The 15,132-nt window shown below is 45.8% G+C and carries 14 protein-coding genes; 12 read left to right on the top strand and 2 right to left on the bottom strand.

The window, feature by feature from the left end:
* Window positions 1–188 precede the first annotated feature (188 nt).
* The 11 genes from panB to NYE36_RS11810 all read left to right on the top strand — a co-directional run bounded on the left by panB (window position 189) and on the right by NYE36_RS11810 (window position 10,582).
* On the top strand, window positions 189–1,022 hold the full coding sequence (gene panB / locus NYE36_RS11860) for a 3-methyl-2-oxobutanoate hydroxymethyltransferase (protein WP_064115551.1): 834 nt from the start codon (window positions 189–191) through the stop codon (window positions 1,020–1,022).
* A 3-nt stretch (window positions 1,023–1,025) separates the two neighbouring features.
* A complete protein-coding gene (gene panC, locus NYE36_RS11855) occupies window positions 1,026–1,886 on the top strand; it encodes a pantoate--beta-alanine ligase (protein ID WP_064115550.1) in 861 nt (286 codons plus the stop codon).
* A 1-nt stretch (window position 1,887) separates the two neighbouring features.
* A complete protein-coding gene (gene panD, locus NYE36_RS11850; protein ID WP_003153510.1) occupies window positions 1,888–2,271 on the top strand; it encodes an aspartate 1-decarboxylase in 384 nt (127 codons plus the stop codon).
* A 121-nt stretch (window positions 2,272–2,392) separates the two neighbouring features.
* Window positions 2,393–5,179: an ATP-dependent DNA helicase DinG gene (gene dinG, locus NYE36_RS11845; protein WP_342496855.1), complete on the top strand. Its 2,787-nt coding sequence runs from the start codon at window positions 2,393–2,395 to the stop codon at window positions 5,177–5,179.
* A gap of 147 nt (window positions 5,180–5,326) precedes the next feature.
* Complete coding sequence (locus NYE36_RS11840; RefSeq protein ID WP_003153512.1) at window positions 5,327–5,497, top strand: YpmA family protein; 171 nt, start codon at window positions 5,327–5,329, stop codon at window positions 5,495–5,497.
* A gap of 9 nt (window positions 5,498–5,506) precedes the next feature.
* The gene (tseB, locus tag NYE36_RS11835; RefSeq protein ID WP_007409483.1) at window positions 5,507–5,992 is read left to right on the top strand and encodes a cell wall elongation/penicillin-binding protein regulator TseB; all 486 of its coding nucleotides are present in this window, start codon (window positions 5,507–5,509) and stop codon (window positions 5,990–5,992) included.
* A gap of 22 nt (window positions 5,993–6,014) precedes the next feature.
* The gene (locus tag NYE36_RS11830; RefSeq protein WP_020955983.1) at window positions 6,015–7,196 is read left to right on the top strand and encodes a pyridoxal phosphate-dependent aminotransferase; all 1,182 of its coding nucleotides are present in this window, start codon (window positions 6,015–6,017) and stop codon (window positions 7,194–7,196) included.
* A 134-nt stretch (window positions 7,197–7,330) separates the two neighbouring features.
* Window positions 7,331–8,623, top strand: a complete 1,293-nt coding sequence (asnS, locus tag NYE36_RS11825; protein WP_012117840.1) for an asparagine--tRNA ligase — start codon at window positions 7,331–7,333, stop codon at window positions 8,621–8,623.
* 94 nt (window positions 8,624–8,717) lie between these two features.
* Window positions 8,718–9,416, top strand: coding sequence for a DNA replication protein DnaD (dnaD, locus tag NYE36_RS11820; protein WP_003153516.1), 699 nt, complete (start codon window positions 8,718–8,720; stop codon window positions 9,414–9,416).
* 18 nt (window positions 9,417–9,434) lie between these two features.
* Entirely contained in the window at window positions 9,435–10,094 is a 660-nt protein-coding gene (gene nth / locus NYE36_RS11815; RefSeq protein ID WP_007612187.1) for an endonuclease III, read from the top strand.
* Entirely contained in the window at window positions 10,091–10,582 is a 492-nt protein-coding gene (locus NYE36_RS11810; protein ID WP_064115547.1) for a YpoC family protein, read from the top strand. The genes nth and NYE36_RS11810 overlap by 4 nt, the downstream gene beginning before the upstream one ends.
* A gap of 77 nt (window positions 10,583–10,659) precedes the next feature.
* Here NYE36_RS11810 and NYE36_RS11805 read toward each other — a convergent pair whose 3' ends face one another.
* Both NYE36_RS11805 and recU read right to left on the bottom strand, forming a co-directional pair.
* Window positions 10,660–13,443: a PBP1A family penicillin-binding protein gene (locus NYE36_RS11805; protein WP_064115546.1), complete on the bottom strand. Its 2,784-nt coding sequence runs from the start codon at window positions 13,441–13,443 to the stop codon at window positions 10,660–10,662.
* Between the two features lie 38 nt (window positions 13,444–13,481).
* Window positions 13,482–14,090 carry a Holliday junction resolvase RecU gene (recU, locus tag NYE36_RS11800; protein ID WP_015417702.1) on the bottom strand — a complete coding sequence of 203 codons (609 nt, stop codon included), beginning with the start codon at window positions 14,088–14,090 and terminating at the stop codon, window positions 13,482–13,484.
* Between the two features lie 41 nt (window positions 14,091–14,131).
* Here recU and NYE36_RS11795 point away from each other — a divergent pair, with 41 nt between their 5' ends.
* A complete protein-coding gene (locus tag NYE36_RS11795) occupies window positions 14,132–15,094 on the top strand; it encodes a DUF2515 domain-containing protein (RefSeq protein ID WP_094032288.1) in 963 nt (320 codons plus the stop codon).
* Window positions 15,095–15,132 lie beyond the last annotated feature (38 nt).

Here is a 15,132-nt window from a genome sequence, read left to right as displayed (position 1 = left end):
TGAACTGCACCTGATCAGCAGAACAGAGATTACGAAAAGTCTGCCTTGATCCAAAAAAGGACTGGGACAGAGGGATGACATTCGCCGAACGTTAAACAAGTGGGAATCCTTCTTATTTTACAGAAGGCTTTTTTGCTTGCGAAGAATTGGCGGCTCATCTCCTCACCGTTTAGAGGAGGAGAAACAGAATGAAAACAAAACTGGATTTCATGAAAATGAAGGAAAACGGAGAGCCGATCGTGATGCTGACCGCTTACGATTATCCGCAGGCAAAGCTTGCGGAACAGGCGGGAGTCGACATGATTTTAGTCGGGGATTCGCTCGGAATGGTCGTGCTCGGACTCGATTCAACAGTCGGCGTAACGGTCAGTGACATGATTCACCATACAAAAGCGGTAAAACGCGGTGCGAAAAATACGTTTATCGTAACTGACATGCCGTTTATGTCTTACCACCTTTCAAAAGAAGATACATTGAAAAACGCCGCGGCCATTATTCAGGAAAGCGGCGCGGACGCGTTAAAGCTGGAAGGCGGAGACGGCGTTTTCGAATCCATCCGCGCGCTGACTCTCGGCGGAATTCCCGTCGTCAGCCATTTAGGCCTCACACCGCAGTCTGTCGGCGTATTAGGCGGATATAAAGTGCAGGGAAAAGATGAGCAAAGCGCGAAAAAGCTCATTGAAGACAGCATCAAATGCGAGCAGGCGGGAGCGATGATGCTCGTGCTTGAATGCGTGCCTGCTGAACTGACTGTTAAAATAAAAGAAGAAGTATCCATTCCCGTCATCGGAATCGGAGCTGGTGCAAAAGCGGACGGCCAAGTCCTTGTCTATCATGACGTCGTCGGCCACGGCGTGGACAGAACACCGAAGTTCGTGAAGCAATACGCCAAAATCGACGGCACGATTGAGTCGGCCCTCAGCGATTACGTCCGTGATGTGAAAGAACGGGTTTTCCCGGAAGAAAAGCATTCCTTTCAGATAAACCAAACTGTGCTGCAAGGCTTGTACGGAGGAAAGTAAGCGATGAAACAACTGACAGAAACTCAACAGCTGAAAGAATTAATTGCACAATACCGCTCAGAAGGCCGGACGATCGGATTCGTCCCGACAATGGGTTTTCTTCATGAAGGACATCTGACGCTGGTTGAAAAAGCAAGCAAAGAAAACGATATTGTTGTGATGAGCATCTTTGTCAATCCGACTCAATTCGGACCGGGCGAGGATTTCGAAGCATATCCGCGAGATTTAAAGCGCGATGCCCGGCTTGCAGAACAGGCGGGGGCAGATGTTTTGTTTACGCCGTCCTCAAGTGATATGTACAAAGGCGAGCAAAATGTTGCCGTGCAAGTGAAAAGGAGAACTGACGTGTTGTGCGGCGCCTCCCGCGTCGGCCATTTTGACGGAGTGGCCACTGTGCTGACGAAGTTTTTCAATCTCGTTAAACCGACCCGCGCCTACTTCGGCCTGAAAGATGCCCAGCAGGCAGCGGTTGTGGACGGATTAATTGAGGACTTCTTTATGGATATCGAATTGGTTGCAGTGGACACGGTCAGAGAAGAAGACGGACTTGCCAAAAGCTCTCGCAACGTCTATCTGACTGAGCAGGAACGCAAAGAAGCGCCGATGATCTATAAAGCATTGCAGCAAGGCGCCGAACTGATCAGAGACGGTGAAAGAAATCCGGAAACCGTTATAAAAACCGTCACCGATATCATCGAAAACACAAGCGGCGTCATTGATTATGCTGAACTGTACGCTTATCCGGAGCTGACTCCGCTTAAAACATTAAACGGCAAGGTCATTCTGGCCTGCGCCGTCCAATTTTCTAAAGCCAGACTGATTGATAATATCATTATTGATATTGATGAATGGGAGAGATCATAATATGTACCGCACTATGATGGCCGGAAAACTGCACCGTGCTACCGTGACGGAAGCCAATTTAAACTATGTCGGCAGCATTACGATTGATGAAGATCTTTTAGATGCCGTAGGAATGCTCGCTAATGAAAAAGTTCAGATTGTGAATAATAATAACGGAGCGAGACTTGAAACGTATATTATTCCCGGTAAGCGGGGGAGCGGCGTCATCTGTTTAAACGGAGCAGCCGCCCGTCTCGTCCAAGAAGGAGATAAAGTCATTATTATTTCTTATCAAATGATGTCTGATCAGGAAGCAAAAAGCCATCAGCCGAAGGTGGCCGTTCTGGATGATCAGAATAAAATCGAGCAGATGCTGGGTCAGGAGCCGGCACACACGATTTTGTAAAAGAGCCCCCTTCATGGGGGTTTTCTTTTAAGATTTAGGGGCAAAAGCTGTTTTTCCGCTCCATTTCTCAACAAAACGTGTTACACTTTTCTCGTATGCAAGAATTGAGGTGTCCATTTTAATGAACAAACAACGGTTCGTTGTCATAGATGTCGAAACAACAGGAAATTCGCCGAAAAAGGGCGATAAAATCATTCAAATCGCAGCGGTTGTCATTGAAAATGGACAAATAACTGAGCGGTTTTCAAAATATATCAATCCGAATCAGGCCATCCCGCCGTTTATTGAACAGCTGACCGGAATTTCGTCCGGAATGGTTGAAAATGAACTGCCGTTTGAAGCGGTCGCGGAGGAGATTTTTCATCTGCTTGACGGCGCGTATTTTGTTGCCCACAATATTCATTTCGACCTCGGATTTGTCCGGCATGAACTGAGCGAAGCGGGCTATGAGCTGCCGGATTGTGAAGTGCTTGATACGGTTGAGCTTTCACGTATTGTTTTCCCGGGGTTTGAAGGATATAAGCTCGGTGAGTTGTGCGCGGAGCTGAATATTGTTCATGACCGACCTCACCGCGCAGACAGCGATGCGGAGGTTACGGGACTGGTCTTTTTAGACATTTTACATAAACTGAAACATTTGCCTTTACCGACATTAAAGCAGCTTAGAAGGCTTTCACAGCATTTTATCAGCGATTTGACGCTGCTTTTGGATTCTTTTATACATGAAAGCAGGCCGGCGGAAGAAAAGAGCTGCATTCCATACGCCTCTTTTTCAATTAAAGAGCCCGATCACATTCCGGTTTCCCGTCCGGTGAATGCGGCCATTGACCTTGAAAAGTGGAACGAAGAAAAAGAACAGATCTTATCCGATATCATCCCCCGCTATGAAAAGCGGAAAGGGCAGCTTTCGATGATGGATGAAGTGCTAGGCGCCTTCCGCAATCGGGAGCATGCGCTGATTGAAGCGGCACCCGGCATCGGAAAAACGATCGGTTATCTCGTTCCGGCTGTTTTATTTGCCAAAGCGGAGCAAACTCCCGTGATTATCAGCACGTACTCTACTCTTTTGCAGCAGCAGATCATGTCTAAAGATCTTCCGCTTTTGGAGCGTATGTTTCCTTGGCCGGTCAAAGCCGCTATTTTAAAAGGGAAATCACATTATTTGTGCCTGCCTAAGTTTGAACATATTCTGCATGAGGAAGATGACAACTATGATGCGGTTTTGACGAAAGCGCAGCTTCTCGTCTGGCTGACGGAGACTGAAACGGGCGACGCCGCTGAGCTGAATCTTCCATCAGGCGGCAGATTGCTGTGGGAGCGCATGGCTTACGATGAGAATTCTTTTTTAAAAAAAGGGAAGGACTCGGCTGCCGGGTTTTATGAACGGGCTAAAGAAAAGGCGCAGGCCGCAGATCTGATTATCACAAACCATGCTTTGCTGTTTTCAGATCAAAGCAGTGAAACGAAAAAACTGCCTGCAAGCGGAACGGTCATCATTGATGAAGCGCATCATTTCGAACGCGCCGCCAGCGAGCACCTTGGGAAGAGAGCTTCATACATCGGACTGCACACAAAGCTCAGCCGAATCGGAACCTTAAAGGAACACGGACTGTTAAAGCGGATGAGAAAACTGTTTTATACGTATGAACTGCCGGCGGAAAGTTTTTTTGACGCCGATGAGTGGATGAAGCATATTCAATCGGAAAGCGACGCATTTTTCAGTTCAGTGCATTCTTTTGTCAAACGAAGAAAACCTAAAGACGATCTGAACCGTCTCGTTTATAGTCTCAATCATAAAAGCCAGGATAAAGGGTTTCACATGATAACGGACGGAGCCGAGCGGCTTTGTGCGATGCTGGATCAGCTGCTTGACATGTTTTCAGTACAGAAGAAACTGTTACATCAAAAGCTTGATCAGATGAAAAGCGGAGCGGCTTTTTTAGCGGCCGAATATGTAAAGTGTATCAGGGGGCTGAAAGAATATCGCGATACGTTCAGCAGGCTGCTGTTTGAAAATGATGAGAAAGAAGCCGTTTGGGTTGAAATTGACGCGAAGGGCGCAAAAAATGCCGTCAGTATCTATGCGCAGCCTTTGGAGCCCGGTGAAATGCTGGCAGACCAGTTTTTCGCCCGCAAAAAAAGCGTTGTGCTCACATCAGCGACCTTAATGGTGGAGCATTCTTTTCAATTTATGATTGAAAGGCTCGGACTTGCGGATTTTTATCCGCGTACCAAAAGCATCCCGTCTCCTTTTTCTTACGATGATCAGATGAACGTCATCATTCCGAAAGAGATGAAATCCGTTAAATATGACGGAGAGCGGGAAGTCATTGAGCATATTGCCAAGTATGCAGAAATCATGTTAAAGGGAAAACAGCCGAAGATCCTTGTCCTGTTTACGTCTCATGATATGCTGAAAAAAGTGTATCAGGAACTGAAACTCAGTATGGAGATATCAGGCATTCAGCTTCTCGCCCAAGGTATTTCGGGCGGGAGTCCCGGTAAATTAATGAAAACCTTTAAAACGGCAAGCCGGGCGATTTTGCTCGGGACAAATCATTTCTGGGAAGGCGTTGATTTTCCGGGGGATGAATTGTCAACCGTCATGATCGCAAGACTTCCTTTCAGGGCGCCTGACAATCCGCTTCATGCCGCAAAATGCGAATTTGCCAAAAAGCAGGGGAAAAATCCGTTTCAGACGATTTCCCTGCCTGAGGCCGTGTTAACGTTCAGACAGGGGATCGGGCGCCTGCTCCGTACGGCGGGAGACAAGGGAACAATCGTTCTTTTAGATCAGCGTGTAAAGACGGCGGGATACGGACGGCTGTTTCTTGAAGCGCTCCCGACTTCATCTCTTTTGGAGCTGACGGATGCCGAACTCGGGGATTATGTCAGCCAAACGGAATAAAAGCCGCATAAACGCGGCTTTCGTGGTGTGGGATGAGGAATTGTTTTTATAGTAAAAGCGGGTTCATGCCGCCTTGTGATTTTATTATGCCGCGGGCGCATCCCGTTATGACTAACAAAATTTGTTCGACCGATGGAGGGTATAAAAATGGAAAGCAAAATTGAAATTCTGTCAACGATTAATGTGGAGCATTCAGATGATTTATATAAAATCGTCGATACATTAAACCGGACTTTGAAACGGGACAATCTGATGTTCGGGCTTGCGCTCGACGAAGAAAATCAAAATGAAGCGGTCTTCACCATTTATCGCACATAGGTGAAAAAGATGAGAAAAAAAGCATTAATATTTACAGCCGTATTTGGTATTATTTTTTTAGCAGTTCTTTTATTTTCGGCCAGCATTTTTAAATCTGCAATGGCCCAAAAAGAAGAAGGCCACGAAACAGCTGCCGCAGCCGCTAAAGAAAAAACGGATCTGACAGATGCTGAGAAAGTGGAGACCTTTGTCGGCAAACAGAAATATTATGTTGTTACCGGAACGGATAAACATGGAAAAGATATGTATGTATGGGTTCCGGCCGACAAAAAAGCAAAAATTCTCTCAAAAAAAGCCAGTGACGGCATTTCAAGCGGCAAGGCTGCCAAGATCGTTCGGGACGAAGGGCTTGTTTCCAAGCTGAATGGCGTTCACCCGGCGAGAGAAAACAATGTTCCGTTATGGGAAGTGACCTATATCAACAAAAGCGGGCAGTATAGCTTTAGTTATGTGGACTTTACAAGCGGCAAGATTCTCAAAAACATCACACCGTGAGACGTATTAGGGGGAGTTCAAGTTGAAATTGGCAAAAAGAGTATCCGCATTAACACCGTCTGCAACACTTGCAATTACTGCAAAAGCGAAAGAGCTGAAAGCAGAAGGCCATGATGTCATCGGCCTCGGAGCAGGAGAACCGGATTTTAATACGCCTCAGCACATTATAGATGCCGCGGTGCGTTCCATGAATGAAGGCCATACGAAATATACGCCTTCAGGCGGTCTGCCGGCGCTGAAAGACAGTATCGCAAAAAAATTCAAAAACGACCAGGGGATTGAATATAAGCCGTCAGAAATCATTGTCTGCACCGGAGCGAAACACGCTCTGTATACATTATTTCAGGTTATTCTCGATGAAGGGGACGAAGTGATTATACCGACTCCTTACTGGGTCAGCTACCCTGAGCAGGTGAAACTGGCAGGGGGGCGTCCCGTCTATGCAGAAGGGCTGGAATCCAATCAGTTTAAAATTTCACCGGAGCAGCTGAAGCAGGCTATCACCGAGAAAACAAAAGCGCTCATTATCAATTCACCGAGCAACCCGACAGGTGTTATGTATACGAAAGAAGAGCTTGCGGAACTCGGAAAAGTGTGTCTGGAGCATGGCATTCTGATCGTTTCCGACGAGATTTATGAGAAGCTTACATACGGAGGAAAAAAACACGTCTCAATCGCACAGCTTTCAGATGAATTGAAAGAGCAGACGATCATCATTAACGGCGTGTCGAAATCTCACAGCATGACGGGCTGGAGGATCGGCTATGCGGCGGGTTCGGAGACGATTATTAAAGCGATGACGAGCCTTGCGAGCCACAGCACATCAAATCCGACGTCTATCGCTCAATACGGCGCTATTGCGGCCTATAACGGTCCGGCTGAGCCGCTGGAAGAGATGAGACAGGCATTTGAGCACAGACTGAACACCATTTACGCTCAGCTCAGTGAGATTCCCGGATTCACCTGTGTCAAACCTGAAGGGGCGTTTTACTTGTTCCCTAACGCCAAAGCGGCCGCAGAAAACTGCGGATTCAAAGATGTCGATGAATACGTCAAGGCGCTTCTGGAAGAAGAAAAAGTCGCCGTCGTGCCGGGCTCGGGTTTCGGTTCACCGGACAACGTCCGCTTATCTTACGCAACGTCACTCGATCTTTTAGAAGAAGCGGTCGAAAGAATCCGCCGCTTCACGGAAAAACACAGCTGATTCTGAAAAAGCGGCTTTTAAAGCCGCTTTTCACTTGCATTGACCCCGTTAGAGTAGAACGGGTATAATAAAGTGATGAAAAAAGAGATTCAGGCAGATTCCTGAATGTCTTTCTTGTTCTGGAGGGAAAGAGTTTGAAAACAACAATCAACCAAGTGTATAAACACACAGGCGAGGAAGTAATGATTGGAGCTTGGGTCGCTAATAAACGCTCAAGCGGTAAAATCGCATTTTTACAGCTGAGAGACGGTACCGGCTTCATTCAGGGAGTTGTCGTCAAAGCTGAAGTAGAAGAAGACATCTTCCAAATCGCGAAATCAGTGACGCAGGAAACGTCACTTTATGTAAAAGGAATTGTGAAAGAGGACGAGCGTTCACCGCTTGGCTATGAGCTTGCTGTTACATCCATTGAAGTCATTCACGAAGCGACTGATTATCCGATTACGCCTAAAGAGCACGGTACGGAATTCTTAATGGATCACAGACATTTATGGCTCCGTTCGAAACGCCAGCACGCAATTATGAAAATCCGCAACGAAATCATTCGTGCGACTTATGAATTTTTCAACAAAGAAGGCTTCGTGAAAGTTGATCCGCCGATTTTGACGGGAAGCGCTCCCGAAGGCACGACTGAGCTGTTCGCGACGAAATATTTTGATGAAGACGCCTTCTTGTCTCAAAGCGGCCAGCTGTATATGGAAGCAGCTGCAATGGCGCTCGGAAAAGTATTCTCTTTCGGACCGACGTTCAGAGCGGAAAAATCGAAAACGAAACGCCATCTCATCGAATTCTGGATGATTGAGCCTGAAATGGCATTTGTTGAATTTGAAGAAAACCTTGAAGTTCAGGAGAATTATGTTGCATACATCGTACAAAGTGTGCTGGAACATTGTAAGATCGAGCTGAACACATTAGGTAGAGACACATCGAAGCTTGAACAAATCAAAGCGCCATTCCCGCGCATTACGTACGATAAAGCGATCGAATTCCTGAAAGAAAAAGGCTTTGACGATATTGAGTGGGGAGATGACTTCGGTGCGCCGCATGAAACAGCGATCGCAGAAAGCTATGACAAACCGGTGTTTATCACTCATTATCCGACGTCATTAAAACCGTTTTATATGCAGCCTGCCAAAGATCGTGACGATGTCGTGTTATGTGCCGACTTAATCGCTCCGGAAGGCTACGGGGAAATCATCGGCGGTTCAGAACGCGTTCATGATATGGATTTATTGGAAGAAAGATTAAAAGAACACGGTCTGGATTCAGATGCTTACAAATGGTATGCTGAACTCAGACAATACGGTTCTGTTCCGCACTCCGGCTTCGGCCTCGGACTTGAGCGGACAGTGGCTTGGATCAGCGGAGCGCCTCACGTGCGTGAAACGATTCCGTTCCCGAGACTTCTGAACCGTCTGTATCCGTAATAGTTATGAAAAACGAAGTCTCCTGCAAGGGAGACTTTTTCTAAGTAAAGGGGAAAGCTCCCGGAGATAACCTTTTACAGTAAGAGGTGTAAGGATGAAAAAACAGCAATTTATAGATATGCAGGAACTCGGCATTTCAAGCATTCCCAACCTGCTGTTGACACATTACCGGCAGCTCGGGCTGAATGAAACCGAATTGATCCTGCTTTTGAAGATTAAAATGCATTTGGAAAAGGGCTCTTATTTTCCGACGCCGTTTGAACTTCAGTCAGGCATGTCCATCTCTGCTGAAGAATGTACAAGCTGCCTGAGAATGTTTATTCAAAAAGGTTTTCTGTTTATTGAAGAATGTGAAGACCATAACGGCATAAAGTTTGAAAAATATTCTCTGCAGCCGTTATGGGCGAAGCTGTATGATTACATGCAGCATTCACAAAACGAAACGCAGGAAAGAACGTCAGAAAGAGAACAAAAAAGCCTGTATACCATCTTTGAAGAAGAGTTCGGAAGACCGCTGTCACCGCTTGAATGCGAGACGCTGGCCATATGGCAGGATCAGGATCAGCATGATGCGATTCTGATTAAACACGCCTTAAAAGAAGCTGTTTTATCGGGGAAACTCAGTTTTCGCTATATTGACCGGATTTTATTTGAATGGAAAAAGAACGGCTTCAAAACGGTTGAGCAGGCGAAGGCGCACAGCCAAAAATTCCGGCGTGTTCAAACGAAACAAAATGATCCGCAAAAAGAGTATACGAGGCAGGTGCCTTTTTACAATTGGCTGGAACAATAACATGAGAAGGGGAGAAACGTGTTAAATTTAAAGCAGATTGAATATTGTCTTGAAAAAATCGGCGATATGTTTCCGCACGCAGAATGTGAACTTGTCCATTCAAATCCTTTCGAACTGGTTGTGGCAGTCGCATTATCCGCGCAATGTACGGATGCTCTCGTCAACAGAGTGACAAAAACGCTATTTCAAAAATATAAACGGCCCGAAGATTATCTTGCCGTATCGCTGGAAGAACTCCAGCAGGATATTAAATCAATCGGCCTGTACCGTAATAAAGCCAAAAATATTCAAAAGCTGAGCAAAATGATCATCGAAGAGTACGGCGGAGAAGTGCCGAAAGACCGGGATGAGCTTGTGAATCTGCCGGGTGTCGGACGGAAAACGGCAAATGTGGTCGTGTCTGTTGCTTTCGGCGTACCTGCGATCGCAGTAGACACTCATGTGGAGCGGGTCTCTAAACGGCTCGGTATCTGCCGCTGGAAGGACTCTGTTTTGGAAGTAGAGAAAACATTAATGAAAAAAGTGCCGAAAGAGGATTGGTCTGTTACACACCACAGATTAATATTTTTCGGCAGGTATCATTGTAAAGCGCAATCTCCCCGCTGTGCGGAATGTCCTTTGCTTCCGCTATGCAGAGAAGGGCAGAAGCGTGACAAAAAAGGGCTGGTGAAACGGTGACGGCGATTCACATTCTGGCAGGCTATGAAACATACCTGCGCAGCCTTACGGACTTGGAAAGCCTTGAGATCAAAACGGCGCTGCGCCGCCATCCGCTGTATATGGATTTCAGCGGTCAGCCAATCGTGCAGCCATGGAGGGAAAGGGGCGAATATGTCCCGTTTCTGTTTCAGATTTGGAACGAAACGAAAGAAACGCTGCTTCCCGTTTTTCAAACAAGAAAATCGAGATGTGATCAAAATGACATGCTGAAGGGAATTGCCTGTCTGATTGCCGCTTTTCACTGGACGGCAGGGGAGCGGGTCACATCACTCGATTGGTCTGTGCTTGAAACAAAGCATTTTCCCGCCGAACCGATCAATTGGGCGGAGCGAATGGCGTTTATTTTAACAAAACCGACTCAATATCACTCGTTTATTCAGCTTGATGAATTGATGACGGAGATGAAGAAGCAATATCATAAATATGAAGCCATGAACAAATGTTAAAAACCTCCTTTTCTCATAAGGAGGTTTTTTTGTATGAAAAAAATCCTTCACCTGGTTGAGGTGAAGGATTTCGTCCGCTAATGAGCGGAATTTGACTGGATGGTTGACGAATTGGACTGCCCGTTGATATTTGAAGATGAGTCTTGGTTTTTGTCCGTTTGACCGTTGTCAGGTTTATTTGAGCCGTCTGAACCGGAATCGGAATCATTATCAGAGCCGTTATCTTGCTGTCCGTTGTTATCGGTCCCGTTACCGGGCTGATTCTGATTGTTGTTATCTGTTTGATCCTTATCGGATTGATCCTGATTTTTATCGGGGTCATCAGTTGGTGTTTGATCCGATCCGTCAGACGTATCTGTCTGATTGTCATCTGTGTTTGAATCATCGGTTTGCGTCTTGTCTTTGTCTTTATCTTCATCAGACTTCTGCTCATCGTCAGTCGCTTTATCTTTATCCGCATCGTCTTCTTCATCTTTCGGGACTTTGAAAGAAGCTGATGCCGTATCGCTTTTTCCGTCATCGTTTTCCGCTGTCACCTGGAAGCTGTATGTGGAGCCTGGTGTGACATCTGAGACGACGGCTTCTTTTGCTGAACTGTTTTGAATGTCACTGTAGCTTCCGCCGTCAACGGATTGTTTGACATTGAATGTTGCATCACCGTCATAATTCCAGCTTAAAGTTAATGATTTTTTATCTTTGTCGTATTTCACTTGCAATCCTGACGGTTTATCGGCTTTTTCTTTCGTGTACGTTTTAGAAACGGCAGTTGGCTGCGTTCCTTTCACGAAGTACTCCGTCACTTTTTTATCATCCGGTGTATTCGGTCCGGCTAAAGCGGCAGGATTCGAGCCTTTCTCAACTGTTTCTTTTACGACGCTGTCAGGCTGCTTGAAGCTTCCTTTACCGTTATCAACGTAAGAGATCAGCTTTTGGAAAATCCGTTTTGCGACTTGCTGGTCAGCAGAAGACAGTGATTTCTTGCCTGCTTTGTTGCCAGACTCAACTCCGGTCCAAACCGCTGCTGTATATTGAGGGGTGTATCCGACAAACCAGGAGTCTGGGACTCCGCCTTGTGCGATATTATATTTTTGAATATCCTCTTTAGTAAAGTTGGTCGTACCCGTTTTACCGGCGACTTCCACGTTCGGCACCTGAGCTAGTCTGCCTGTTCCTGACTGCACGACTGTTTTGAGCATATCGGTAATCATGAATGCCGTGTAATCGCTCATAGCACTTTTCGGTTTCGGTGTTAAATCAAGCTTAGTGCCGTCATTAAATTCAATCGATGTGACCGCGTGCGGTTCATTGTACGTTCCGTTATTTCCGAACGCACTGTAGGCGCCCGCCATTGTCATAGTAGATACACCGCGGTTATCCTCACCAAATCCTCCGATCGAATAAGATTCGGTTACACTCTCTTTGTTTAATCCTAGTCCTAAGTCATTTGCGAAGTCGACGGCATTATCTTTACCGGCTGCTTGATATGCTTTCAGAGCCGGAATATTACGCGAGTCTGAGAGAGCCTCTCGCATTGATATCATATTTCTGTATTTATTGTCGTAGTCGTGAATCGGAGTGCCGTCAGAGTACGTATAAGCTGAGTCGTCAATCTGCTCATACGTCGACCATTTTTTATTTTCAATGACCGGGCCGTAATCAAGAATCGGTTTTATCGTTGAACCGGGCTGGGTTTTACCTTGTGTTGCATAATTGAATCCCCCGGTAGTTCTGTTCCGTCCTGCTCCGATAGCGCGGATTTCTCCGTTTGTCGTATCAAGGAGCGTGACGCCGCCCTGCATGCCTTCCGAAAAGCCGGCTGTATCTCCGTTCATCAATTGATCAAGATAATCTTGTGCTTTCGTATCAAGAGTCGTGTAAATTTTCAATCCGTCAGTTGAAATATCGACGTCTTTCTTTTCTTTTGTCTCAATTTCTTTCATAACTTCTTCGACAAAAGCGCTGTATTTATTTGTGTCCTTTTTATCGTATTCCTTTTGGCTGACGACGCCTTCATCTTTCATGGACACTTTCTTTGCTTTTTGGTAGTCAGAATTTGAAATGAATCCTTGTTTTTCCATTAAGCTGAGAACAATGTTCCGGCGTTTTTCGGAAGCCTTCGGATTTTTAACCGGGTTATATCCGGTCGGGCTTTGCGGCATTCCGGCAAGCGTCGCCGCCTGTTCAACCGTAAGCTTGCTCAAATCTTTTACGCCGAAGAATTCTTCAGCGGCTTTACCGACGCCGTAGGCACGCGGTGAGAAATAAATTCTGTTTAAATACATTTCTAAGATTTCATCTTTAGAATAATGGCGCTCCAGCTGCAGTGAAAGCCACACTTCCTGTGCTTTCCGTTTAATCGTTTTCTGATGGGTCAAAAGCGAGTTTTTCACAACCTGCTGGGTGATTGTGCTTCCTCCCTCTGAACCGAATCCATCCGTAAAGTTGGCGACCAAGGCGCCTCCGATCCGGATCGGGTCTATACCGTGGTGCTTATAAAAACGGGCGTCTTCAGTTGCGATAAATGCTTCTTTCACAACATCGGGTATATCCTTAATCGGGACGTAGGTTCGTTTTTCACCGCCCACTTCCGCGATTTCTTTGCCGTTTTTATCGTAAATCGTTGAAGAGTAAGGCGTTTTCAGCTTGGCTTCGTCCAAAGACGGCGCGCCGGAAACCAAAACGGCAAATGCCGCCGCTCCGCCGACTATGCCAAGGACAAACAGAATAACCAAGGACAGCACAATCTTTTTGAATAAACCGCCTTTACGCTGTTTCTTGCCTTTTTTCGGTGAAGAGGGCTTAGTGCTTTTCGTCTGCCTTGCCTTACGGCGTTCTTCACGGCTCGTAAATTGATCTGACATAACATCTCAACCTTTCGTTTATCAACCTTTCGCTCAGTCTACTGTTCCTGCGAAAAATAAAGCTGTTCAATAATACTAATATAATCAATTCTCGGTGAGTATCCAAGAGAAATCGGAAAGGAAGCATCTTCTAATTCGTCTTTGCGAATTGATTTTCTGCCATTGTTCTCCTTTCTCTCCCAAAAGACAAACAGCTTGTCGGCTTCGAGGAAATAAACCTTTCCGAAAGCGGATATAATAACAAAACAAATGCCGTCTTGCCTGACCACCTGCTTCATATGCTCAATCTGATGATCGTGAAAATTATGCAGCGGAAATGCCGTTTTGTTTTTTGTTTCTTTTGCCTCAAAATCAATGTAGCGTCCTTTATAAATGCCGTTGTAGTCAGTTGTGGAAGACTGTTTAAAATAAGCTTCCTTAATGACTGCGGCGCTTCTTTTCGGATAGTGGACGTTTACAATTTGGACGGGTGTCGGCTTTTTGTGAATGACAGCAATTTGGTTAGCCAGATAATACTTATTCGTTTCATTCAGGTCGTCTTCGAGGGTCATGCCGCGATTACTGTATGAATGGGACCGTTTCTGGCTGTTTTGGGATGAAACCGTTTTGTTCGGCTGAAAAGTTTTTCCATTCGGGTACCGAATCACTTTTTCCATCCTCCTTATCAAACTAATAGTGACGGAAGTGAATGAACGTGCATAAACGACAGACCGTAACCGCCATTCTTCGCCTGATCGAAAAAGAGACGAAAATAAAAAATGCCGATAATATTTCCCGGACGAATGCCTATAAAGCATATTTTGACCGCCATCCTGAGATCAAGTGGCCGCTTTTGGCATCCTTTGTGTCCCGCAATGCGGGCTGGTCGATGACTGATTTAAGAGGCGTCCTTTATCAGGAGGGCCTTGACAGCAGTCAGAAAAACTGTTTTTTCCTTTCGTATGAAAGGGCGAATTGGCTGATTTTTTCTGATGCCTATCCTCAGCTTCTGGTCTACCAGTGGTCAAAACAAATCGGCGAACCTCTTTTCCGTCATCTTCCTCATTTCCGCGTCTCGGCTTTTATGCAGGAAGAGTGGTTTCGCTTTTGGCGTGACGGAGATACGGAACGGCTCATGTATGCTCTTATTATAAATGAACAAAACACTATCCAAGCACCTATTATACAAAATCCTTCGTTTAAAAAGAATGTTTTTGGCACGATTCCTTTTTATTTAAGTGATTGGTTTCACTTTAATACGGTGATATTCCCTTCAATTGACGGACATTTATACGGAATTTCCGTCAAACGGTTTTCAAAAACCGAAGAGAGAATTACGCTCGGAAAACAGCTGGCCCGCCTTCTGTTCAGCCCTGATCTTCACGCTTCTTTTTACCGTTTTCTTGATACCGTTCCTCATACCGGTTCACGCTTTGATATGGAGAAAATGATCGGCATCAAAAAAAGAACATCACCGATGCTGAGGACAACCTATCCCATTGTTGCCCACCCATTAGACGGCGAAAGGGCGGATTGGTTTCAAAAAAGGTTAAGAAAAGGGGCTTTCTTACAGGAGAAAATGCCGAAACAGCTTGAACTGACGGACTGGTACTTCCAGAAAAGACGGGAGCTCCATGCGCTCTTCGCGGTTAAAGAGTGGCTGAAGAAATGAAAAAGCCCGAAACCGTTCGCTGGGGTTTCGGGCTGCTG

It is taken from the genome of Bacillus sp. FSL R5-0593, from assembly GCF_038603755.1.
GTDB lineage: Bacteria > Bacillota > Bacilli > Bacillales > Bacillaceae > Bacillus > Bacillus velezensis.
Note: the sequence above shows the minus strand (reverse complement) of the source record. Positions and strands in the feature narration are given on the sequence as shown.